The sequence below is a fragment of the Ruegeria sp. AB5 genome, assembly GCF_056542645.1.
In genome coordinates this window covers 503,657-526,122 of record NZ_JBQGAE010000001.1, presented here as the reverse complement: position 1 = coordinate 526,122, position 22,466 = coordinate 503,657, and the positions used below count along the sequence as shown (strand labels likewise).

The window sequence follows — 22,466 nt, the reverse complement described above, 5'->3', positions numbered from 1 at the left end:
TTTATTTTCCGGCGCAAAATGGAGCAAAACAGCCGCAGATTCAATGCGGATGCTGAGGAATAAGACACGCCGCAATGACCGATCAAACAACAGCGCAGATTTGGGACCAACTGCCTCTGATTCCGCAGGACAAACCGGTGTTGATTGCCGGGCCAACGGCCTCGGGAAAATCGGCGCTGGCACTACAAATCGCCGACACCTTTGGCGGTGTCATCGTCAACGCCGACGCCAGCCAGGTCTACGATTGCTGGCGGGTAATCTCGGCCCGTCCTTCGCCAGAAGAAGAGGCCCGCGCGCCCCATCTGCTTTACGGACACGTCAGCTATGATCAGGAGTATTCGACAGGCCATTGGCTGCGCGAGGTTGTCCCATTGCTATGCGGCAACCAACGTCCAATCATCGTGGGTGGCACAGGCTTGTACTTTGCCGCTTTGACCGAAGGTATGGCTGAGATTCCGCCAACACCCGCCGATGTGCGGCACAGGGCGGATCAGATGGACGTTGCAGACCTGACGGCCGGGGTGGACCCAGACACTCTGGCCCGCCTGGACGCCAGCAACCGCGCCCGCGTTCAGCGCGCGTGGGAGGTGCAACAGACCACCGGGCGCAGTCTCGCCGCGTGGCAGGCGGACACGCCGCCACCGGTTCTGCAGGCTCGGGATGCGGTTCCGATTGTCTTTGACGTCGACAAACAATGGCTGCTGGATCGGATCACCCGTCGTTTTGATCTGATGCTGGAGAACGGTGCGTTGTCCGAAGTCGAAGCCATGCGGGATCGATTCAATCCATCGTTGCCGGCCTGCAAAGCCATCGGAGTACCTGAACTGATGGCGTATCTGGATGGCCGGATGACTTTGGCGCAAGCGCGGGAACGGGCGACCATTTCGACCCGACAATTCGCCAAGCGTCAACGCACATGGTTTCGCGCCCGTATGAAATCGTGGAATCACATCGTTTTATCAACGTGATACGCACGCGTGTTGATTCCGACTTTCAAGACTGATCTGACGGCGAACAAACACAGTTTCTGCCGGCTTTGTTGGTTGTTCTCACACTCCTGCCCGTTTCCCCCAAGGATGGGACGGCACTGATTTGGCCAGTGGCAACCGCCTCAGGGTATCTGCGCATGTCGTTTTTTAGCTATTGATGTCGTATTCTAACATTGACCTGCTCAGGATTCTCGTGCCGAATACCGCCATGGGGATAACCGAATTCAAAAGACTGAACCCATTGACCTACCAATTGGCCTGAAATGCGCCGGGTAGTTCTGTTCATCCAACAAAAAAACAAATGTGTCACAGGGAGAGACATTCATGACAGACCAGACAACAACAGGAGCATCGGTGCACTGGGCAGCGGAGATGCACGCCCGGGAATATCGTGACGGCAGTCTGAGCCGCCGCGAATTCCTGGCCCGCGTGACCGCGCTGGGCGTTGCCGTTCCGGCGGCCTATGGCATGATCGGTCTGCAATCGCCCGCAGCAGCGCAAGAGCCTCAGCGTGGCGGCACCATTCGCTATCAGATGGAGGTTCGCGCGCTCAAGGATCCGCGCACCTATGACTGGACGCAGATTGCAACCTTCACCGCCGGGTGGCTGGAATACCTGGTTGAGTACAACAACGACGGCTCGTTTAAGCCCATGCTTCTGGAAAGCTGGGAAGCAAACGACGATGCCACCGAATACACCCTGAACGTTCGCAAGGGCGTGAAATGGAACAATGGTGATGACTTCACCGCCGAGGATGTGGCCCGCAACATCGAAGGTTGGTGTGATGCGACGCTCGAAGGCAACTCGATGGCGTCTCGTATGGCATCGCTGGTTGATGACAGCACCCAAAAGGCCGCAGATGGTGCAATTACGGTCGTCGATTCTCATACCGTGAAGTTGAAGTGCAATGCGCCCGACATCACGATAATCCCCGGCATGGCGGACTATCCGGGGGCCATTGTCCACAGCAGCTTTGATGCAAATGACATGGTGTCGAACCCGGTTGGCACGGGCTTCATGCTTCCCGAAAGCCACGAGGTCGGCGTCAAGGGAGTTCTGGTCCGCAACGAAGGCTTTGACTGGTGGGGCTATGAAGCCGGCAAAGGCGGTTATATCGACCGGATCGAATTCATCGACTACGGCACTGACCCGGCTGCGTTCCTCGCCGCGTATGAGGCCGAAGAAATCGACATGAATTGGGAGTCGGTCGGCGAGTTCGTCGACATCTTTGATGGCATCGGTCTGGTCCGCTCGGAAATCCCGTCGGGCTTTACCATCGTCATCCGTCCGAACCAATTGGCCGAAGATGCGGACGGTAACAAGATCTACGGCGACAAGCGGGTTCGTCAGGCGCTGGCCATGGCCGTCGACAACGAAGTGTGTCTTGAGCTGGGCATGTCGGGCTACGGCATTCCCGCCGACAACTGCCACGTCGGCCCCATGCACCCTGAATTTGACTCGGCGATCACCCGGATTCCGTATGATCCGGCTGGTGCAAAGGCGCTTATGGACGAAGCAGGCATGGGCGATTTCGAGCATGAGGTCCAGTCCATCGATGATGACTGGCGCCGCAACACCACTGCGGCTGTTGTTGCTCAGTTGAACGACGCGGGCATCAAGGCCAAGCATACCGTTCTTCCGGGATCGACCTTCTGGAACGACTGGACCAAATACGCGTTCTCGTCGACCAACTGGAATCACCGTCCTCTGGGCACCCAGATTCTGGCGCTGGCCTACAAGTCGGGTGTTGCGTGGAATGAATCGGGCTTTGCCAACGACGAGTTCGACGCGCTGCTGGCCGAGGCGAACTCGATCGCTGATGTCGACAGGCGTCGTGAAGTGATGGCCAAACTGCAGACGATCATGATCGAAGAAGGTGTGACCATCCAGCCATATTGGCGAACGGCGATGCGCCACCACCGGGAAAACATGGTCGGTGTCGAAAAGCACATTGCAGACCTGCCGCAACTTTACAAGTTCGGCCTCCTGTCCTGAGCCAAGAAACGAGGCCGCGCCACATGGGCGCGGCCTTTTCGTCCTGACTGCGGCAACCATAAAAACAGCGAGGCGTAAAGCCTGTCGGCATTTACGCCAGCCTATCAACAGGGGCTATCATGGGACTATTTATCCTAAGGCGCGTTGGCATCATGCTTTTGACGGCATTGTGTCTGACATTCCTGGTGTTCTTTCTGACGAACCTCTATCCGAACCTGGAAAAGCTTGCGAAAACGCAGGGCAACTTCCGGATGTCTGATGAGCAGGTCGAGAGTTTTCTGGAAAAAGGCGGCTATCTGCAATCGACGCCGATCAAATATGGCGAATGGTTGGGGGTTTTGCCCTCGTACCGGCATACAGATGAAGACGGCACAGTTCAGGGCCGATGCATTCTACCCGGCAAGACAGCCGAAGAATCGCCGAATTTTTGCGGTATCCTGCAAGGATACTGGGGATATTCGACGGTCTTCAAAGAAGAGGTTTCAACCGTTGTTGGCAACCGTCTAGCCCTGACCGGGCGGCTGATGTTCTGGGTGATGTTGTTGATGGTCCCGTCAGCGTTGATCCTGGGTATTCTGGCGGGGATGAAAGAAGGGTCTGCAACCGACCGGACGCTTTCAACCTTTGCGATCACCACTACGGCGACACCGGAATACGTCTCGGGCGTTATTTTCATCGCCATCTTCACCTCATCCGCAGTTGGGTTGAAATGGTTCAAGGGTACGGCCACGCAAGCGATGGAGAACCCGACATTCGAGAACTTCTTCCTGCCGGTACTGACCATTGCGTTGTATGGCATGGGCTACATTGCCAGGATGACCCGCGCCTCGATGACCGAGGTGATGACGGCGCAATATATCCGAACTGCGCGCCTGAAGGGCGTGTCATTCCCGAATATCGTCATGAAACACGCATTGCGCAACGCGCTGATCGCGCCGTTCACCGTGATCATGCTGCAGTTCCCATGGTTGCTGAATGGTGTGGTGATCGTCGAGACCCTGTTCAACTACAAGGGCTTTGGCTGGGCGCTGGTTCAGGCGGCGGGCAACAACGACATCCAACTGCTGTTGGCGATCTCGGTCGTGTCGGTTGTTGTGGTGCTGGTGACGCAACTGATTTCCGATATCGGCTATGTCTACCTCAACCCGCGCATTCGCATTTCATAAGGAGGGTTAGATCATGGAACCACTTACCTGGACCGGCTCTATCGCCTTCCTGAACCCGCTATTGGCCTTGGCGTTGGGGCTGATGGCCCTGTCCATCGTTGTCTGGATGTTGGCCAGCATCGTGCTGCCCGAAGATCAGATGACGGTGAACCCGGATGGCACACTGACCTCAAGCTCGGGGCTACGGAACCTGATCCAAGTTGCGCTGCGGTACAGTTTTCTGGCCAGTGTCGGGGTCGCTGTTGCCTATATCGTGCTGGGTATCCTGTTGGGCACCAGCGCCGGAATCATCGGTGCGATTTCGCAGCAGTTTCTGCCCGTGTGGCTGTCGCTGATCATCCTCTATGCCATGTCGATCGCCTTTAAGCGCAAGCTTGGACTGTATGGCAAGCTGTTTGACAGCCCCATTGGCATGATCGGATTTGGCCTTGTGATGTTCTGGGTGTTCACCGGCATCTTCGGCGCGCTTGATCTGATTGTGACGCATGACCCGCTGGCGCAGGTCTCGGGCATGAAGAACAAGGTTCCGGGGACACCGTTGTCCAACATCGAAGATGGTGAATATGCCTGGTATCTGCTGGGCGGCGACAACCTGGCCCGCGATGTCTTTAGCCGTATGGTCAAAGGCGCGTGGATCGTGGTGCAGATTGCGCCGCTGGCGACGATGTTTGCCTTTATGGTTGGCATCACACTTGGCCTGCCTGCAGGCTACTATGGTGGCCGTCTGGATACGCTTCTGTCGTTTCTGGCCAACCTCATCCTGGCGTTTCCGGTGATCTTGTTGTTCTACCTGCTGGTCACGCCCGAGATCGTCGCAACTGGCGTGCCGAACTATATGGCAGCGATCCTGTTCGTCTTCCCGATCATCTTTTTGGGTGTTCTTCTGAACTCGCGCTACTACACGCGACCGAGTTTTCGGACGCCATTGTTGATCGGCGTTCTCGGGGTGGCAGGATGGCTGTATCTGTCGCTGATCTCGACCGGGGGCTATATCATCAATACAGACAGCTACAGTATCTGGGGCCTGCCGACCTATCTCGACCTGTTCGATATTCCGGGCGGTATTCTGGTGGTGTTTGTGTCAGTGGTTTTCGTGAATTCTCCGACCGTGTTCCGCATCGTGCGAGGCCTGGCGTTGGACATCAAAACCCGCGACTATGTAGCGGCGGCGCAGACTCGCGGCGAAGGCCCGTGGTACATCATGCTGTGGGAAATCCTGCCCAATGCGCGGGGGCCGTTGATCGTCGATTTCTGTCTTCGGATCGGGTATACAACGATCCTTTTGGGAACATTGGGCTTCTTTGGTCTTGGACTGCCCCCTGAAAGCCCGGACTGGGGTTCGACAATCAACGAGGGGCGCAAGCTCTTGTCGATCTACCTGCATCCTGCCCTTCCGCCTGCCTTGGCCCTGTTGTCGCTGGTTCTTGGATTGAACCTGTTGGCTGACGGTCTTCGCGAAGAAAGTCTGAAGGACTGATTGTGATCGAGGCCGGGGGCTTTGCCCCCGGACCCCCAGGATATTTTTAGCCAGATGAAGGGGATCCCCCGGACTCTCGCGAGGAGATACAAGATGAACAAACTGGCGGACTATGACGGGCCAATTCTGGAGATCGACAAGCTTTCGATTTCTTTCTTTACCCGCCTGAGGGAAATTCCGGCCGTGATGGATTTCTCGGTGAGCGTGCAGCCGGGCGAGGCTGTCGGACTGGTTGGTGAATCCGGCTGCGGCAAATCCACTGTGGCGCTTGGGGTCATGCAAGACCTCGGCAAGAACGGGCGCATTGTTGGCGGGACGATCAAGTTCAAGGGGCGCGACCTGTCCGAGATGACCTCGGACGAGCTGCGCGATATTCGCGGCAATGAAATCGCGATGATCTATCAGGAACCAATGGCTTCGCTGAACCCGGCGATGAAAATCGGTAGACAGCTGATGGAAGTCCCGATGATCCATGAAGGCGTCGGCACCGATGAGGCCTATGCCCGCGCCCTGGAAGTGGTCACAGATGTGCGCCTGCCCGACCCCGAGCGGATGTTGAACTCGTTCCCGCACCAGTTGTCCGGGGGACAGCAACAGCGGATCGTGATTGCGATGGCGCTGATGTCCAAGCCTGCCCTGTTGATCCTGGATGAGCCGACAACAGCGCTGGACGTGACGGTTGAGGCTGCCGTGGTCGAGCTGGTCAAGGATCTGGGCAAGAAATACGGCACCTCGATGCTGTTTATCAGCCACAACCTGGGTCTGGTTCTGGAAACCTGCGACCGGCTGTGTGTGATGTATTCAGGTGAGGCGGTCGAACGCGGTTCGATCAAGGATGTGTTCGATGAGATGCAGCACCCGTATACGCAGGCGCTGTTCCGGTCGATCCCCCTGCCCGGCGCGGACAAGAACGCGCGTCCGTTGGTGGCCATCCCGGGCAACTTCCCCCTGCCGCATGAGCGTCCGCCGGGCTGCAACTTTGGCCCGCGTTGCGACTATTTCGAAGAGGGTCGCTGTGACGCGCAGAATATCCTGATGGAGGCGGTGCCCGGCAATGATCGGCATCATACGCGCTGTTTGAAGTTCAAGGAGATTGACTGGAACGCGCCGATTGCCGTGGGCGAACAGAAGGAAAAGGGTGAGATTGGCCGCGTTGTTCTGAAGATGGACAACCTCAAGAAATACTATGAGGTGGCGGCAAACGCCTTGTTCGGGGGTGGCGCAACGAAGGTGGTCAAGGCCAACGAGACCCTGAGTTTCGAAGCACATGAATCCGAGACCTTGGCGATCGTGGGCGAATCCGGCTGCGGCAAGTCGACCTTTGCCAAGGTTCTGATGGGGCTGGAAACGGCCACGGACGGGCAGATCCTTCTGGACAACCGCAATATCGAAGACGTCCCGATCGAAGAGCGCGATGCAAAGACGGTCGGAGAGGTTCAGATGGTGTTCCAGAACCCGTTTGACACGCTGAACCCGTCCATGACCGTTGGCCGTCAGATCATTCGGGCGCTAGAGATTTTCGGCGTCGGCAATTCCGAGGCCGAACGCAAAAAGCGGATGCTGGAACTGCTGGATCTGGTAAAGCTGCCGCGCGCATTTGCAGACCGGATGCCAAGGCAGCTGTCGGGCGGACAGAAGCAGCGTGTCGGTATCGCGCGCGCCTTTGCCGGGGATGCGCGGATCGTGGTGGCGGACGAACCGGTCTCGGCGCTGGATGTGTCAGTACAGGCGGCGGTGACCGATCTGCTGATGGAGATTCAGCGCGAGCACAAGACCACCCTGCTGTTCATCAGCCACGATCTGTCGATCGTGCGCTATCTCAGCGACCGGGTGATGGTGATGTATCTGGGCCATGTGGTCGAACTGGGCACCACCGATCAGGTTTTTGCTCCCCCCTATCATCCCTATACCGAAGCGTTGCTGAGCGCGGTTCCGATTGCGGATACCTCGGTCGAAAAAGAGCATATCGTTCTGGAAGGCGACATTCCTTCGGCGATGAACCCGCCGCCCGGATGCCCGTTCCAGACGCGGTGCCGCTGGAAGACCGAAGTGCCGGACGGGCGCTGCGAAACAGATGTGCCACCGGTGCAAACGCTGGCCGATGGCCATCAGGTCAAATGCCACTTGGCCGAAGATGTGTTGGCCCGGATGGAGCCGGTCATCAAAATCGCGGCTGAATGAACGTTGGCACAACGCAAAAAAGGGCCGGTTTCAATCCGGCCCTTTTCTTTTGCGCCAAGGTTTCGTTTTGGGCAGACGGCGCACGACGTGAGTGGTGGCAAAAGCTCTAGCCCGTCAGCACATTGTTTCCGAAGTGCAGGAATTCCTGGGTCATTCCCTGAACGTCGCCCGCTTCGAGTTGCAGACTGGCACTCTCCAGCATCTTGTAGCTTGGCTGCGCTTTCACCCAGTCATCCGCCGATTGAAGCGTCGTCAGCGTGTAGGATGTGACATCATTCAGGTAGTGCGTCGGGATGATGACCTTCGGGTTCAGTTTGGCCACGATGTCATTGCCTTGCCCGTAGCTAAGGATATGTTCGGACCCGTCCACTGGCAGGGTCAGCACATCCACCTGGTCGATCGCATCCCAGAACTCCTGCGGCGGATTGTGACGATTGTCGCCCCAGATCAATGTCCGGATACCTCCGGTTTCCACCAGATACACGACCATGTCCATGTGACCGACATTGTTGGGCGGGCAGGCCTCGACCCCGAATTCGGCCAGCGCGTTCGTCCAGTCATACCAGCCCGGCGCGACACAGGCATGCTTGTCTGCAAAGCCGGTGATCTTGAGGTCTGCAAATTCGAAATTGCCGACCATCCGATCCAGAACCATCGTCGAGCTTGGCCGCTCGATCGCGTCATGGTCGAAATGGGCATGGGTGGACAGGGTGATGTCGACCGGGATCTGGGGGAACTCGTTTCTGAACCACAGCCCCCACGCGCCCGACGGATCATCCCGCCACGGGTCAAATAGGGCCGTTGCACCGTTGGGGGACGTAATCTTGATCGCACAATGACCATAGTAGTCGATCCCGACTGCACCAGTACTGGCCTGTCCGGTTGACCCTTGCAGATCAATAACATGGTTGTTGTTCCCCGGCTGCAACCACGCTTGCGATTGTGCCTGGGCCGGAGAGCTGCTGAGCAACGACGTGCTGGCTCCGACACCGGCTGCACCCGCAGCCATAAAGAATGACCTGCGCGACAATCCCGGTGCCAGCGTGTCCCTGTCGCCTTTCAAAAACGTGGGTTTCAGATCTTTGCGATCCATTGGGTTTTCCTCTCTGTTGGACAGAGGCGCTGTGCCCCGCGTCGCCGAAGGCAGAGTAGCAAGCGCGCTGAATTCCGCTCAGGCCGGAAAAATCAGGGGAGAATATGGGGGCAATCCCCCCATTATGGTTTCACGAAATCGCCAGCAGATGATTGCGCAGGTTTTGATCCCGCCCTTCAAGGCCAAGTTTCCGGCGAATGTTGTTGCGATGGAAATCTATGGTCGAGGTTTCGCGGGACAGTGCCTTGGCAATGTCCTTGGTCGTTTTGCCAAACATGACCATCTGCGCAATCTCGATTTCGGTCGGTGTCATCATGGCAAACGCATCGCTGAGCTGGTCCGACATGGCCGAGGTTATGTCCTTGAGATTGCTCTCGGCGATATCCAGATAAACCTGCTGCGCTGGATCCCCGCTGAGCTGACTTCGGATCTTGTCGAGATATGGCAGGACCATACTGCGCACCTGTTCGACAATCGCCTGATCCCGGCTTTTTCGATCATCCTCGAGACTGGACAGCAACACCCGAAGCGCGGTGTTGGTTTCCTGCAATTCACGGGTGCGCGCAGCCACCCGGTTTTCCGACTGAGCCAGCGTTTCGTTCAGCTTCTCTTCCAACACGCGGCGCAGGTAAACCTCTTGCAACAAAGCCAAATCCGATTCCACCATACGCGCGAATTGGGCCAGACCCTGACGGAATAACACCGCCTTTCGGTTGTGCTTACGATCCAGAACGCAAATTGTTCCGAACACAGACCCATCCGGCCATTTCAAGGGCAGGCCAATGTAAAAGGACATGCCGTGTTCCATATCCTCATTGTCCGACCAGGCCGGGTCGCAATTTGCGTCTTCGACCACCAGCTCTCCGTCCCGTTGCAGGACACCCTGACAATAAAGTTTCGGGTTTAGCTGGAAGGCCATCCCTACAGGGTACGGATTGTCCGGGTGATCCGAGGTGATCAGAACCGCGTGATCGGGCGCATCGGTTTTCATGATCAGGCTGGCCGGAACATCCGCAAGCTGCGCCACCAGATCAACCAGCTGCTGCCAATTGGCCAGCGTGTCTTCGGGAATGTTCGGTTTCATGCAGAGGTCCCCGTGTTCAGGCAATCCTCTGTCAGGTTAGAAGTGTTCGGCAAAAGCGATCAAGACAGGCGTGTTCTGCGCCGCAGCAATGGCCTCAGCCGCCCCAGATGACTTTCACATAGTTCTGGGTTTCTTTGTAAGGCGGGATGCCGCCATGCTTCTCAACGGCCTTCGGACCCGCGTTATAGGCCGCAAGGGCCAGTGGCCAGGATTTGAACTTGCGATACTGCCAGGACAGGTACCGGGCACCGCCTTCAAGGTTCTGCTTTGGATCATGCGGGTTCACGCCCAGCAAATCCGCTGTCTGCGGCATCAACTGGGCCAGGCCCAAGGCCCCCTTGTGTGATTTGGCTCGCGGATTCCAGCCGCTTTCCTGCTGCACAAGGCGCAGGAACAACTCTTCCGGAATACTGTGCTTGCGCGCAGCCTGTCGGGCCAAAGCCAAATACTCACCCCGGTAGTTTCCGGTATAGCGCTTGTCGAACCGCCCCTGTGCATCTTTCGGCTTCAGCCTTTCCGAGCCGCGATACTGGGTCGCGGCGCGCGAATCCAAAACCTTGGCTTGTTTGAGGAAAATGTCCTTGCGGCTTTTGGTGGACAGAGTCTCGGCCTGCACCGGGCCCGTGGCCAGCAGAACGCACACACCAACAAAACCAACTACCAAAGACCGCATGAATGCCTATCCTGCTCGATCGGAAATCAGGCAGAGTATATGTATCCGGCGGCAAAATGGAAGCGTGCAGGAGCAAAGCTTGCAAATCTTGCTTGAGACTGTGTCCATCAACTGTGTTTTAACCATGATGCAGGCCGTATAGGGTCACTGTGACATTCAGCGCCAGATTCGGCGCTCTCAGACCAATACAGAACGGGGAAATACATGGCGGGTTCAGTCAACAAGGTCATTCTGGTCGGAAATCTTGGCCGGGATCCCGAGGTTCGGTCGTTTCAGAACGGCGGCAAAGTGTGCAACCTGCGCATCGCGACCTCCGAGAACTGGAAAGACCGTAACACCGGCGAACGCCGGGAACGGACGGAATGGCATTCTGTGGCCATCTTTTCGGAACCGCTGGCCCGCATTGCCGAGCAGTATCTGCGCAAAGGCAGCAAAGTGTACATCGAAGGCCAGCTGGAAACCCGCAAATGGCAGGACCAGTCGGGACAGGACCGCTATTCGACCGAGGTTGTCCTGCGCCCCTATCGCGGAGAACTGACACTGCTGGACAGCCGCGGTGAAGGCGGCGGAGGCCAGTCGGGCGGATACGGCGGTGGTCAGGCCGGTGGTGGCTATGGCGATCCCTATGGCGGCCAATCCAGCGCCCCTGCCCCAGCATCGGGCGGAATCGATGATGACGAGATTCCGTTCTAAACCCAACGGAGCAATCACATGACATGGTCCTTCGCCATCGGCCGGTTGTTCGGATCCGAGTTGCGGGTCCATGTCACCTTTTTTCTATTGTTGGCATGGGTTGGCTTCGCAGCCTATGCCAACGGCGGGTTGCCAGCGGCAATCCACAACATCCTCTTTGTTCTGGCGCTTTTTGCCTGTGTCGTGGCGCATGAATTCGGCCACGCGCTGACGGCGCGGCGGTTCGGCATCAAAACCCCTGACATCACCCTCTTGCCCATCGGTGGTCTGGCCCGGTTGGAACGCATGCCAGAGAAACCGATGCAGGAGGTCCTGGTCGCCCTTGCCGGACCTGCGGTGAACATTGTCATCTGGCTGGTCTTGGTGCTGCTCGGAGCGGGCATGTCACTTGGCTCGGCTGCTGAGCTTGAATCGACCAATGTCGGGCTCTTGCAACGCCTGGCCTTCATCAACCTTCTGCTGGCGGCCTTCAACATGATCCCGGCCTTTCCAATGGACGGAGGCCGCGTCTTTCGGGCCCTCCTGTGCCTGAAGATGGATCGCACCAAAGCGACCCGTATCGCTGCGGTCAGTGGTCAGATTGTTGCCGTCGGACTGGGTTTTTGGGGCCTGAGTTCCGGCAATCCGATCCTTGTTCTGATCGCCGTGTTCGTCTTCATCGCTGCAAATGCCGAGAATCAGGATGTTGCGCTGCGTTCGGTTGCGCGCCGCGTGCTGGCTCGGGATGCGATGATAACGGAATTTCATACGCTGTCCCCTCAGGACACGCTGAACACCGCCGCGCAGGCTGTCATTCACACCACCCAACACGAGTTTCCGGTGTTGGATACCGCAGGTGCACTGCTGGGTTTTGTTACCCGGGATCGCCTGTTTGCCGCCTTGGCAGGGGATCATCCGCGGTCGGACCCCGCAACGTCGATCATGGATGTGGACATCCCTCAGGTCAGCCTGACCACAGGGCTTGAAGCCGTCTTGAAGGACCTGCACAAGGGCGCTCCGGCGATCGCCGTTCTCAGCCGCACGGGCCACATGGTCGGCTATATCACCCGCGAAAACATAGGTGAGTTGATGGTCATCCGGGGGCGCTAGGTTCAGACCGTTGCCAGCGCATCCTGCAGAACGGACATCACGGCATCTCGCGGTACATCCGAGGTGACAAACGCCTGACCGATTCCGCGCGCCAGAATGAATCGCAATTGCCCGTCGATCACCTTTTTGTCCTGCGCCATCAGGTCTACCAGAGCCTCGGCCCCCGGAAGATTTCCGGGGATGTCAGCAAGGTCGGTTTTCATACCCATGGCTTTCAGGTGTGCCCGCACACGGCTTGGATCTTCCTGAGAACACAGGCCCAGCCGCGCCGACAGCTCAAACGCCAATGCGCAGCCGATGGCCACGCCTTCCCCATGCAGAAGGCGATCAGAATACCCCGTCGCCGCTTCCAGCGCATGACAGAAAGTATGGCCGAGATTCAGCAGCGCCCGATCGCCTTGCTCGGTCTCATCCCGCGCGACAATATCCGCTTTCATCTGGACCGAGCGGGTGACAGCGCGAACCCGTGCGGCCATGTCGCCAGACGAGACATCGGCACCGTTTTCTTCCAGCCACCCAAAGAACGCGGCGTCCCCCAACAAGCCGTATTTGACGACTTCCCCGTAGCCTGACAGAAAATCTCGCTGCGTCATTGTGCCCAGAACTGACGTGTCCGCCAGAACCAGAGACGGTTGATGAAACGCACCAATCAGGTTCTTGCCTTGCGGCGCGTTGATCCCGGTTTTGCCGCCAACCGAACTGTCGACCTGCGCCAGCAGAGAGGTCGGGATCTGCACAAACCGCACACCGCGCCGCAACACGGCGGCTGCAAAGCCTCCCAAGTCGCCGATCACGCCGCCGCCAAGGGCGACCACCACGTCGCGCCGTTCGACCTTTTCGGCCAGCAACCATTCGACCGCGCGTTCAAAATGCGGCCAGCTTTTGGTTGTCTCACCGGAAGGAAGGGTCAGCGCGGACATCTCGATCCCGGCAGCGGCCAGACCCTGACGCAGCGCATCCAGATGCAGCTTAGCCACGTTTTCGTCGGTCAGAACCGCAACCTTCGGGCGATGCAGCAAGGGGGCGATCCGCGTTCCGGACTGCGCCAGCAGATCGGGGCCGATCTCGACATCATACGAGCGTTCGCCCAGCTCAACATGTACGGTCTGATGCATCTACTTCTGTTCCAAAACATCGGGGCGGGCCAACATGGCCTCAACCACACGGTCCACCATATTTTCGATCGAGGTTTCACCATCCGAGTCCGCGATCAAATCGGCCGTGGCATAGACCGGAACGCGATCCTCGTACAGGGCCTTGAGCGTGGCAAAAGGGTCCGAGGTCCGCAACAAGGGGCGCGTGTCCTTGTGGCGCACCCGGTTCCACAGAACATTCAGGTCTGCCCGCAACCAGACCGAAGCGCCCCGGTCGCTGATCAGCTGCCGGTTTTCCTTGGACATAAACGCCCCGCCACCGGTTGACAGGATCCCCTTTTCGTCGTCCAGCAAGCGCCCGATAACCTGCGTTTCCTTGGTCCGGAAAAAGGGCTCTCCGTCGCGCTCGAATATCTCAGGGATGGTCATGTTTGCCGCCGATTCGATCTCGGCATCGCTGTCCAGAAACGGCACACCCAGCCGTGCAGCCAGAGCGCGGCCAACCGCAGTCTTGCCGGCCCCCATCATACCCACCAGAACCACGGTTTTGTGCAGAGTAAACTCAGCCTGTGTATCTGCAGAGTACGCATTATGCTTAATTTCGCTCATTTCACCGTGAATGACGTGATCTTAGGAAAAATGCCAGTTATAACTTGGTCAAAATCAAAAATTGAGGCAGCGTGGGGCCATGGGCCGTCTGATCAAGTTCCTGATATATATAATTTGCCTGAGCTTTATCGGGCTGGTGGGATACGCCTATATCGGCCCTTTTTTCGGTGTCGATTTTTCGGCACCGCAAACTGAAATCCGCGAACCGGTCACGCTGGATGTCGACTAGACACGCGCTGGTGGCGCTGGTTCTGGCGGGGTCCGCACAAGCGCAAGAGCCCCTGTCCGCCATAGAATGGCTGACCGAGCCGCCACAGAATCTGCCCGGTACAGTATTGTTGGAACCTCCGGTTGCGCAAAACGGCGACCAACCCGAGGTCGAGGTCACCCCCCTTGAGGCTCTGTCGCAGCCCATCGGTCTGGTCTCTTCTGCTGTGACGGGCCTGCCAGTGGATCTTTGGCAAGGCAGCGACCCCGAGCGTCTTTCCCACCTGATCGCCCGTGTGCCGGTCAAGCAGAACCCGGCCATGCAACGATTGTTGTTCACGCTTCTCTTGTCCGAGGCCCGCGCACCCGGTGGGTCCGCTGCCGAGGAAACCCTGCTGCTGGCCCGTCTGGATCGGTTGATGCAGCTTGGCGCGGCCGATCCGGTTCAATCGCTGGTGCAATTGGCCGGGCCAACGGACACGCAGGGCCGCTTTCAGCGCTGGTTCGATGCAACCCTTCTGACAGGTGACGAAGATCGCAGTTGCACCGCCCTGATCGCGCAACCGCATCTGTCACGGGACTACGCCGCGCATGTCTTCTGTAAAGCCCGTCGTGGGGATTGGACCTCTGCGGCTTTGACGCTTGAGGCGGCGCATGCACTTGAACTGCTTCCGCCGGAAGAACTGGACCTACTGGACCGTTTCCTGAGCCCGGAATTGTTCGAAGATGCGCCTTACCTGCCGCAACCCGAGGACCCGGATCCCCTTGGTTTTCGCCTGTTCGAGGCCATTGGCGAGCGGTTGCCGTCAGCTCCGCTGCCGCGGGCCTTTGCCAATGCCGATCTGAGGGATGTGGCCGGTTGGAAAGCCCAGATCGAAGCGGCCGAGCGCCTGACACGCATCGGCGCGTTGACCCCGAACCAATTGCTTGGGCTCTATACAGAAAGATCTCCTGCCGCGTCAGGCGCGGTCTGGGATCGCGTGGCCGCCGTTCAGAGGTTCGAAACCGCGCTTGAAACCGGCAGCCCCGAGGCTATCGGCAAAACCCTTCCGATTGTTTGGGAACAGATGAGCAATGTCGGGCTTGAGGTGCCGTTTGCCGACCTCTTTGCAGACCGTCTTTACGGCGTCGAACTCGAGGTTGCGGCCACGGAAACCTTGCGTTGGCGCATCTTGATGCTGTCCAACCTGTATGAACGTGCGGCGCTGCAATCGCCTGACGACTCGGTCGAAACGCAGTTTCTGTCGGCCCTGGCGCAAGGTGATCCGGGGCGCGCAATTTCACCCTCACCCTTGGCGGATGCGGTCGCGCAGGGTTTTGCATGGGCCGCACCTGTGCCGTCTGACATCGAAACCTTGCTGAACAACGGTCAACTTGGCGAGGCCATTCTGGAGGCTATGCAGCTGTTTGCCCACGGTGCGCGCGGAAATCTGGTGGACATGACCGCAGCCATCGCCGCCTTCCGCCGCGTTGGGCTTGAGGAAACCGCCCGTCGCGCTGCACTAAACCTTCTGATCCTGAACGAGCGCTGATGATGGGTGGTCCGACCTCGAACGAATTGTGGATATCGACCTTCTTGCAGGCGCAAGCCGCCGAACTTGGGGCTGCCACGAACACCTTGTTGGCCTATGGCCGCGATCTGAAGGATTTCGCAGCCTGGCTGGAGCGCCGAAAGACCGGATTTGAACAATCGGATCGAGACCAGATTGAGGCTTATCTGATCGATTGCGATGCACAGGGCCTGTCCCGTTCAACCCGTGCCCGGCGCTTGTCTGCGATCAAACAGCTGTACCGGTTTGCATTTGAAGAAGGCTGGCGCGAAGCAAACCCAGCCATTCAGATCAAGGGCCCCGGACGCAAGAAACGACTGCCCAAAACACTGGATGTGGCCGAGGTCGATCGCCTGTTGGGCGCCGCACGCCGCACCGGACGCAGTCCCGCTGATCGGGTGCGCAACACCTGTTTGATGGAATTGCTCTATGCCACTGGCATGCGTGTAACCGAGCTTGTGTCCCTGCCCGTTTCTTCCGCACGCGGCGATCCGCGGATGCTGTTGGTCCTGGGTAAAGGCGGCAAGGAAAGGATGGTGCCCCTGTCGCCCCCGGCCCGCGATGCGTTGGCTGTCTGGCTGACCGAACGGGACAGGGCCGAGGATCTGGCCGTTGAAAAAGGGGCTGCACGTTCAAAATTCCTGTTCCCGTCTCGCGGCAAGTTGGGGCATCTGACACGGCACAGGTTTTTTCTGTTGGTCAAGGAACTGGCGGTTCAAGGCGGCGTTTCACCCGAAAAGGTCACGCCTCACACCTTGCGCCACGCCTTTGCCACCCACCTGCTGGCCAATGGTGCTGATCTGCGCTCGATCCAGACTCTATTGGGTCACGCCGACATCGCCACGACCGAGATTTACACCCATGTGCTGGACGAACGTCTGGCAGAACTGGTGCTAGAGCGCCACCCGCTGGCAAAAGACCCCGGCCGCGCGGATGATACAGGGGGTTAACCCCTTGATCGCAAGGGTCGGCATCCCCATAACGGGTGCAGAAACTCAAACAACCAAGGACCGATGGAACCCACATCTTCTCTGATCGACAGCGCATTCTGGTTTACGTCAGGCGCTATCCTGCTTTTGCTTGTCCTTTCGGGCTTTTTCTCCGGCTCAGAAACGGCACTGACCGCCTCCTCCCGAGGGAAACTGAGGGCCCAAGCCGACAAGGGCTCGCGCGGGGCGCAAAAGGCGCTGGATATCACCGATGACAACGAGCGTCTGATCGGCTCGGTCCTGCTGGGCAACAACCTTGTGAACATTCTGGCGGCCTCATTGGCCACAGCGCTGTTCACACGCCTGTTCGGTGAAAGCGGCGTGGCCCTGGCAACACTGGTCATGACATTGCTGGTTCTGATCTTCGCCGAGGTACTGCCCAAGACCTACGCGATCACCAATTCCGAAAAGGCGGCCTCGGCTGTGGCCCCGATCATCAGTGTCGTGGTCACTGTTTTTTCACCCATCGTGGCCGCCGTCCGTGTGCTTGTGCGCGGGGTGCTGCGATTGTTTGGCGTGCGGATCGACCCGGACAGCAATATCCTGGCTGTGCGTGAGGAAATCGCGGGGGCGCTGCAGTTGGGCCATTCCGAAGGTGTGGTCGAGAAAGAGGACCGCGACCGCATTCTGGGGGCGCTGGACCTGGGCGACCGGGCAGTGGAAGAGATCATGCTGCACCGATCAAATATTGAGATGATCGACGCAGATGCCGAACCGGATGCCATTCTCGAGCAATGCCTGCAAAGCCGTCACACCCGCCTGCCCGTCTTCCGCGACGAACCAGAGAACATCATCGGTGTGGTCCACGCCAAAGACCTGTTCCGCGCGATGTATGCGCAGGTAGGCGGGACCGATGGAAACTCGGAACGTCTGGCCGGGTTTGACATCACCAAGGTCGCCAACGATCCGTATTTCGTGCCGGAAACCACCACGCTGGACGACCAGATGCGAGAGTTTTTGCGCATTCGCAGCCACTTTGCGCTGGTCGTGGACGAATACGGTTCGCTGCGTGGACTGATCACGCTGGAGGATATCCTCGAAGAAATCGTGGGCGAGATCGCGGACGAATTCGACATCGAGGAAGACGTTCCCGTAACCCGAACCGAAGACGGTCAGTTTCTGGTCGAAGGTGCCATGACCATCCGAGATGTCAACAGGGCTATGGACTGGTCGCTGCCCGATGACGAAGCCAACACGGTCGCGGGCCTTGTCATTCACGAGGCGCAAATGATCCCGGTGGTTGGTCAGGTCTTTTCGTTCCACGGGTTCAGGTTCGAAGTGACCGCCCGCGAAGGCAACCGTGTGACGGACCTCAAGATCCGGCCACTTTAAGGCCCTGAAAAACATATCGGCGCTCTGATCCAGAGCGCCGGGTTTTTTCACAAGCTAGGCAAACCAGGTCCGGCTTGCGACGTAGCCATCCATCAAATCGCCATTGGCATGGGCGCCCCAACCGGTCACAGTGTCGGAATAGCCATCGATGAACTGGTTGAACATCGGGTTGATCAAGCCGCCCTCTTCCCAGACGATCCGCGCCATCTGACCATAGAGCTCTTTGCGCTTGGTCTCGTCCAATTCGGCGCGGGCCTTAAGCAGCAAAGCGTCAAACTGTTCGTTCTTGAAGCGCGTGTCGTTCCAATCGGCGGTGGACAGGTAGCCGACCGACCACATTTGGTCCTGCACCGGACGCCCACCCCAGTAGGACGCGCAAAACGGCTTGGTGTTCCATACTTCCGACCAGTAGCCATCTGCGGGTTCGCGCTGGATTTCCAACGGAATGCCTGCCTCTTGCGCCGACAACTGGAACAATTGCGCGGCGTCCACAGCACCTGCAAACGCAGCGTCCGAAACATGCAGCACGATGGGCGAGCCGTCGTGACCGGATGCCTTGTAATGCTCGGCGGCCTTGGCCAGATCGAACTGGCGCTGCTCCATCGTATCGTCAAACAGGGGATAGGCCTCGTTGATCGGAACATCATTGCCGACCGAGCCGTAGCCCCGCAGCACATTCTCGACCATCTGTTCGCGGTTGATGGCGTATTTGAGCGCCAGACGCAGGTCCTTGTTGTCGAACGGCGCCGTGTCGCAATGCATGACAAAGATATAATGCCCGCGGCCCGACGTGGCGTTGATGGTGATGCCCGGGGCGCGACCAAACAGTTTCGCCGTCCGTGGAGGCACAATGTTCATCGCGTGTATCTGACCGGACTGCAACGCGGCAGAACGGGCAGTGTCGTCGTTCAGGACCAGGATTTCATGGCTGTCATAGTGACCAACGTTGTCATCCCAGTGGTTGGCGAATTTCTCGAACCCGTAGCGCACGCCCGGCTCATCCGCGACCACCTTGAAAGCACCGGTCGAGATACCGTCTGCCGGATTGTCCATGCCGCCACTCGGCTGAATGACCAGATGGTAGTCAGACACAAGATACGGCAGGTCAGCATTCGGAGTGGTCAGTGTGATCACGACGGCGTCGGCATCAACCCGGACATCGTCGATCCCCCGCATGATTCCCAGCGCACCTGAATGAGACTCTTCGTTTGAATGACGCGCCAGCGTCAGTTGAACATCTTCGGGCGTCAGGGTCTTGCCATTGTGGAATTCGACGCCCTTGCGGATACGGAAAGTCCAGACCTTGCCATCTTCCGAAGCTTCCCAGCTTTCGGCGAGACTGGGGGCGATGCCACCCTCCGGGGTAAGAACGGTTAACGTGTTCCCAAAGGCGCGCAAGGCCTTGGCCGTCACGTGCGAAGCTGACAGGGCCGGATCAAGCGTGTTGGTGGTTTCCCCGCCCTTCAGGCCCAGAACAAAGTGACCCCCTTTCTTTGGCGTTTCCGCCAAACCCGCCTCGGCCCAGATCGTGCTGGCAACGGCTGTGCTGAGGCCTAGCGTGGCGGATTTCGCCATAAATTCACGGCGACTCAGCGCTTGGGGATTGAGGTCGAACTTACTCATTTCTTTTCCTATCTGAATTGTCATGAGGGTGCATCTGTCGCGGCCATTAGTTTGATTCTGTAACAAGGCCGTGACCGATCGCGTGCGCTGATATCCGGGCGGGCGAAGGACGTCCACGACAAGTTTTGTCGCGTTTGGAATTGCGCATGGATGCATGCTGCGCACACTGGCAAAAACCAATCGGAGGTCTCCATGAAACTGCAAACCCGCGTGGTGGTCATCGGCGGTGGCGTCGTCGGCTGTTCGGTCCTGTACCACTTGACCAAGCTGGGCTGGTCCGACGTCATGCTGCTGGAGCGGTCCGAATTGACCAGCGGCTCGACCTGGCACGCAGCGGGCGGGTTTCACACGCTGAACGGCGACACAAACATGGCTGCTTTGCAGGGATATACGATCCGGTTGTACAAGGAACTCGAGGAGATCACCGGCATGTCCTGCGGTCTGCATCACGTGGGCGGGATCACGCTGGCGGACAACCAGGATCGGTTCGATATGCTGCTAGCCGAGCGCGCCAAGCACCGCTTTATGGGGCTGGAGACCGAGATTGTCGGCCCCGATGAGATCAGGAAAATCGCTCCCATCACCAATACTGACGGTATCCTCGGCGCGCTGTACGATCCTCTGGACGGGCATCTGGACCCCTCGGGTACGACCCACGCGTACGCCAAAGCCGCGCGCATGGGTGGGGCGACGATCGAAACGCACTGTATGGTGCGCGAAACCAACCAACGCGCGGACGGCACTTGGGACGTCGTCACCGACAAAGGCACGATCCACACGGAACACGTCGTCAACGCAGGTGGTCTGTGGGCGCGTGAAGTTGGCGCGATGGCGGGCATCTATTTCCCGCTGCACCCGATGGAGCACCAATATCTCGTCACCGACTCGATCCCCCAGATCGAGGCGATCATCGACGCGGGTGGCGAGCATCCGCATGTAATGGACCCCGCAGGCGAAAGCTATCTGCGGCAGGAAGGTCGGGGCCTGTGCATCGGGTTCTACGAACAACCCTGCAAGCCCTGGGCTGTGGATGGAACGCCATGGGAATTCGGGCATGAGCTGCTGCCCGACGACTATGACAAGATCACCGACAGTATCGAGTTTGCCTATAGACGCTTCCCTGTTCTGGCCGAGGCCGGGGTGAAATCGGTGATCCACGGGCCGTTCACCTTTGCGCCAGATGGCAACCCTCTGGTCGGGCCGGTGCCGGGGACGCGCAATTACTGGTCCGCCTGCGGTGTCATGGCCGGGTTCAGCCAGGGCGGCGGTGTTGGCCTGACGTTGGCGCAATGGATGATTGAGGGCGAGCCGGAACGAGACGTGTTTGCCATGGACGTGGCGCGTTTCGGAGACTGGATCAGCCCGGGCTATACCCGTCCCAAAGTGATCGAGAACTATCAGAAACGGTTCAGCGTCGCCTACCCGAATGAAGAACTGCCCGCCGCGCGTCCGAACCGAACAACGCCGATGCACGACATTTTCAGCGACCTTGGCGCGGTCTGGGGGCAGCAATACGGGCTCGAAGTCCCGAACTACTTTGCCCAAGGGGACGAACCAGACTATGAAACGCCCTCGTTCCGCCGCTCGGATGCGTTCGACGCCACGGGCCGCGAGGTGCGCGCGGTGCGCGAAGGTGTCGGCATCAACGAGGTGCACAACTTTGGAAAATACCGTGTCTCGGGTCGGGCTGCGCGCGCGTGGCTGGATCGGATCATGGCGGGGCGTATCCCTCAACCGGGCCGGGTGTCGCTGACCCCGATGTTGTCCCGCAAAGGCAAACTGATTGGTGATTTCACCGTCTCGTGCTTGAGCGAGACGGAATTCCGCCTGACAGCCTCCTACGGCAGCCAAGCCTATCACATGCGCTGGTTTGAACAGAATGCGGATGTGGACGTCACCGTTGAAAACATCAGCGACCGCCTGAACGGGTTCCAGATCGCCGGGCCAAAGGCCACCGCCGTACTTGCGGCCTGTACGCGACAGGACGCGGCCAGCCTGTCGTTCCTCGACGTTCGTCAGATGACCATCGGTATGACCGACTGTACCGTCCAGAGGGTCAGCTATACCGGCGATCTGGGATATGAAATCTATTGCGACCCGATGGCCCAAAGGCAACTTTGGTGGACCCTGTGGCAGGCAGGTCAGCCATTTGGGATCGTCCCATTCGGGATGCGTGCAATGATGTCCCTGCGACTGGACAAATTCTTTGGCTCATGGATGCGCGAATTTTCGCCGGACTACACGGCGGCAGAAACCGGTTTGGACCGTTTTATCTCGTTTGCAAAGAACACAGACTTCATCGGCCGCGCCGCAGCCGAAGCGAATCGCACGAACGGAACCGCGCGCAAACTGGTTGCTTTTGAGGTCGATGCGGACGACGCGGATGTAAACGCCTATGAACCCATCTGGCTGGACGGGGCTGTGGTCGGTTTCTGCACGTCGGGCGGGTATTCCCATTTTGCTCAGACATCGGTTGCACTGGGATTCCTGCCAACGGACCGCGTGGCTGACGGGCTTGAGGTTCAGATCGAAATCCTCGGTCAAATGCGACGCGCGCGGGTGATTTCCACACCGTTGTTCGATCCGCAGGGCACACGAATGAGGGGGTGACTTGCCAACTGT

The 22,466-nt window shown here is 58.6% G+C and carries 18 protein-coding genes; 12 read left to right on the top strand and 6 right to left on the bottom strand.

Annotated elements, in window-relative coordinates; genetic code table 11:
• Positions 1-74 precede the first annotated feature (74 nt).
• From miaA to ACR0L4_RS02655, 5 genes are all read left to right on the top strand, one after another.
• Complete coding sequence (gene miaA / locus ACR0L4_RS02675; protein ID WP_480510380.1) at positions 75-968, top strand: tRNA (adenosine(37)-N6)-dimethylallyltransferase MiaA; 894 nt, start codon at positions 75-77, stop codon at positions 966-968.
• A gap of 345 nt (positions 969-1,313) precedes the next feature.
• Positions 1,314-2,984 carry an ABC transporter substrate-binding protein gene (locus ACR0L4_RS02670; protein ID WP_480510378.1) on the top strand — a complete coding sequence of 557 codons (1,671 nt, stop codon included), beginning with the start codon at positions 1,314-1,316 and terminating at the stop codon, positions 2,982-2,984.
• Positions 2,985-3,103: 119 nt separating this feature from the next.
• Positions 3,104-4,150 carry an ABC transporter permease gene (locus tag ACR0L4_RS02665; RefSeq protein ID WP_170748676.1) on the top strand — a complete coding sequence of 349 codons (1,047 nt, stop codon included), beginning with the start codon at positions 3,104-3,106 and terminating at the stop codon, positions 4,148-4,150.
• 13 nt (positions 4,151-4,163) lie between these two features.
• A complete protein-coding gene (locus tag ACR0L4_RS02660) occupies positions 4,164-5,627 on the top strand; it encodes an ABC transporter permease (RefSeq protein ID WP_480510375.1) in 1,464 nt (487 codons plus the stop codon).
• Positions 5,628-5,720: 93 nt separating this feature from the next.
• Positions 5,721-7,808, top strand: coding sequence for a dipeptide ABC transporter ATP-binding protein (locus ACR0L4_RS02655; protein WP_480510373.1), 2,088 nt, complete (start codon positions 5,721-5,723; stop codon positions 7,806-7,808).
• 106 nt (positions 7,809-7,914) lie between these two features.
• On the opposite strand, the gene ACR0L4_RS02650 is transcribed toward ACR0L4_RS02655, so the two are convergent.
• From ACR0L4_RS02650 to ACR0L4_RS02640, 3 genes are all read right to left on the bottom strand, one after another.
• The gene (locus tag ACR0L4_RS02650; RefSeq protein ID WP_480510371.1) at positions 7,915-8,901 is read right to left on the bottom strand and encodes an MBL fold metallo-hydrolase; all 987 of its coding nucleotides are present in this window, start codon (positions 8,899-8,901) and stop codon (positions 7,915-7,917) included.
• A 130-nt stretch (positions 8,902-9,031) separates the two neighbouring features.
• The gene (locus ACR0L4_RS02645; protein ID WP_480510369.1) at positions 9,032-9,985 is read right to left on the bottom strand and encodes a LuxR C-terminal-related transcriptional regulator; all 954 of its coding nucleotides are present in this window, start codon (positions 9,983-9,985) and stop codon (positions 9,032-9,034) included.
• Between the two features lie 94 nt (positions 9,986-10,079).
• Positions 10,080-10,658, bottom strand: coding sequence for a lytic transglycosylase domain-containing protein (locus tag ACR0L4_RS02640; RefSeq protein WP_480510367.1), 579 nt, complete (start codon positions 10,656-10,658; stop codon positions 10,080-10,082).
• Between the two features lie 204 nt (positions 10,659-10,862).
• On the opposite strand from ACR0L4_RS02640, the gene ssb reads away from it, so the two are divergent.
• Both ssb and ACR0L4_RS02630 read left to right on the top strand, forming a co-directional pair.
• Positions 10,863-11,351 (top strand): single-stranded DNA-binding protein, encoded by a 489-nt coding sequence (gene ssb / locus ACR0L4_RS02635; RefSeq protein ID WP_480510365.1) that lies wholly within the window; start codon positions 10,863-10,865, stop codon positions 11,349-11,351.
• A gap of 18 nt (positions 11,352-11,369) precedes the next feature.
• A complete protein-coding gene (locus tag ACR0L4_RS02630) occupies positions 11,370-12,440 on the top strand; it encodes a site-2 protease family protein (RefSeq protein WP_480510363.1) in 1,071 nt (356 codons plus the stop codon).
• Positions 12,441-12,442: 2 nt separating this feature from the next.
• On the opposite strand, the gene aroB is transcribed toward ACR0L4_RS02630, so the two are convergent.
• Positions 12,443-13,555, bottom strand: a complete 1,113-nt coding sequence (gene aroB / locus ACR0L4_RS02625; RefSeq protein ID WP_480510361.1) for a 3-dehydroquinate synthase — start codon at positions 13,553-13,555, stop codon at positions 12,443-12,445.
• Positions 13,556-14,143 (bottom strand): shikimate kinase, encoded by a 588-nt coding sequence (locus tag ACR0L4_RS02620; RefSeq protein ID WP_170748667.1) that lies wholly within the window; start codon positions 14,141-14,143, stop codon positions 13,556-13,558.
• 79 nt (positions 14,144-14,222) lie between these two features.
• On the opposite strand from ACR0L4_RS02620, the gene ACR0L4_RS02615 reads away from it, so the two are divergent.
• The 4 genes from ACR0L4_RS02615 (at position 14,223) to ACR0L4_RS02600 (ending at position 18,221) form a co-directional block, all read left to right on the top strand.
• Entirely contained in the window at positions 14,223-14,372 is a 150-nt protein-coding gene (locus tag ACR0L4_RS02615) for a hypothetical protein (protein WP_170748666.1), read from the top strand.
• Positions 14,362-15,882 carry a hypothetical protein gene (locus ACR0L4_RS02610; protein ID WP_480510358.1) on the top strand — a complete coding sequence of 507 codons (1,521 nt, stop codon included), beginning with the start codon at positions 14,362-14,364 and terminating at the stop codon, positions 15,880-15,882. Before ACR0L4_RS02615 ends, ACR0L4_RS02610 begins: the two co-directional genes overlap by 11 nt.
• A 2-nt stretch (positions 15,883-15,884) precedes the next feature.
• Complete coding sequence (locus tag ACR0L4_RS02605; RefSeq protein WP_480511129.1) at positions 15,885-16,850, top strand: tyrosine recombinase; 966 nt, start codon at positions 15,885-15,887, stop codon at positions 16,848-16,850.
• Positions 16,851-16,913: 63 nt separating this feature from the next.
• The gene (locus ACR0L4_RS02600; protein ID WP_170748664.1) at positions 16,914-18,221 is read left to right on the top strand and encodes an HlyC/CorC family transporter; all 1,308 of its coding nucleotides are present in this window, start codon (positions 16,914-16,916) and stop codon (positions 18,219-18,221) included.
• Between the two features lie 54 nt (positions 18,222-18,275).
• Here ACR0L4_RS02600 and ACR0L4_RS02595 read toward each other — a convergent pair whose 3' ends face one another.
• Complete coding sequence (locus tag ACR0L4_RS02595) at positions 18,276-19,844, bottom strand: ABC transporter substrate-binding protein (protein WP_480510356.1); 1,569 nt, start codon at positions 19,842-19,844, stop codon at positions 18,276-18,278.
• Between the two features lie 192 nt (positions 19,845-20,036).
• Here ACR0L4_RS02595 and ACR0L4_RS02590 point away from each other — a divergent pair, with 192 nt between their 5' ends.
• Positions 20,037-22,454 (top strand): GcvT family protein, encoded by a 2,418-nt coding sequence (locus tag ACR0L4_RS02590; protein WP_480510354.1) that lies wholly within the window; start codon positions 20,037-20,039, stop codon positions 22,452-22,454.
• Positions 22,455-22,466 lie beyond the last annotated feature (12 nt).

Coding starts and splice junctions, on each gene's coding strand:
- miaA (WP_480510380.1), top strand. CDS start 75: ATGACCGATCAAACAACAGCGCAGATTTGGGACCAACTGCCTCTGATT.
- ACR0L4_RS02670 (WP_480510378.1), top strand. CDS start 1,314: ATGACAGACCAGACAACAACAGGAGCATCGGTGCACTGGGCAGCGGAG.
- ACR0L4_RS02665 (WP_170748676.1), top strand. CDS start 3,104: ATGGGACTATTTATCCTAAGGCGCGTTGGCATCATGCTTTTGACGGCA.
- ACR0L4_RS02660 (WP_480510375.1), top strand. CDS start 4,164: ATGGAACCACTTACCTGGACCGGCTCTATCGCCTTCCTGAACCCGCTA.
- ACR0L4_RS02655 (WP_480510373.1), top strand. CDS start 5,721: ATGAACAAACTGGCGGACTATGACGGGCCAATTCTGGAGATCGACAAG.
- ACR0L4_RS02650 (WP_480510371.1), bottom strand. CDS start 8,901: ATGGATCGCAAAGATCTGAAACCCACGTTTTTGAAAGGCGACAGGGAC.
- ACR0L4_RS02645 (WP_480510369.1), bottom strand. CDS start 9,985: ATGAAACCGAACATTCCCGAAGACACGCTGGCCAATTGGCAGCAGCTG.
- ACR0L4_RS02640 (WP_480510367.1), bottom strand. CDS start 10,658: ATGCGGTCTTTGGTAGTTGGTTTTGTTGGTGTGTGCGTTCTGCTGGCC.
- ssb (WP_480510365.1), top strand. CDS start 10,863: ATGGCGGGTTCAGTCAACAAGGTCATTCTGGTCGGAAATCTTGGCCGG.
- ACR0L4_RS02630 (WP_480510363.1), top strand. CDS start 11,370: ATGACATGGTCCTTCGCCATCGGCCGGTTGTTCGGATCCGAGTTGCGG.
- aroB (WP_480510361.1), bottom strand. CDS start 13,555: ATGCATCAGACCGTACATGTTGAGCTGGGCGAACGCTCGTATGATGTC.
- ACR0L4_RS02620 (WP_170748667.1), bottom strand. CDS start 14,143: ATGAGCGAAATTAAGCATAATGCGTACTCTGCAGATACACAGGCTGAG.
- ACR0L4_RS02615 (WP_170748666.1), top strand. CDS start 14,223: ATGGGCCGTCTGATCAAGTTCCTGATATATATAATTTGCCTGAGCTTT.
- ACR0L4_RS02610 (WP_480510358.1), top strand. CDS start 14,362: ATGTCGACTAGACACGCGCTGGTGGCGCTGGTTCTGGCGGGGTCCGCA.
- ACR0L4_RS02605 (WP_480511129.1), top strand. CDS start 15,885: ATGGGTGGTCCGACCTCGAACGAATTGTGGATATCGACCTTCTTGCAG.
- ACR0L4_RS02600 (WP_170748664.1), top strand. CDS start 16,914: ATGGAACCCACATCTTCTCTGATCGACAGCGCATTCTGGTTTACGTCA.
- ACR0L4_RS02595 (WP_480510356.1), bottom strand. CDS start 19,844: ATGAGTAAGTTCGACCTCAATCCCCAAGCGCTGAGTCGCCGTGAATTT.
- ACR0L4_RS02590 (WP_480510354.1), top strand. CDS start 20,037: ATGAAACTGCAAACCCGCGTGGTGGTCATCGGCGGTGGCGTCGTCGGC.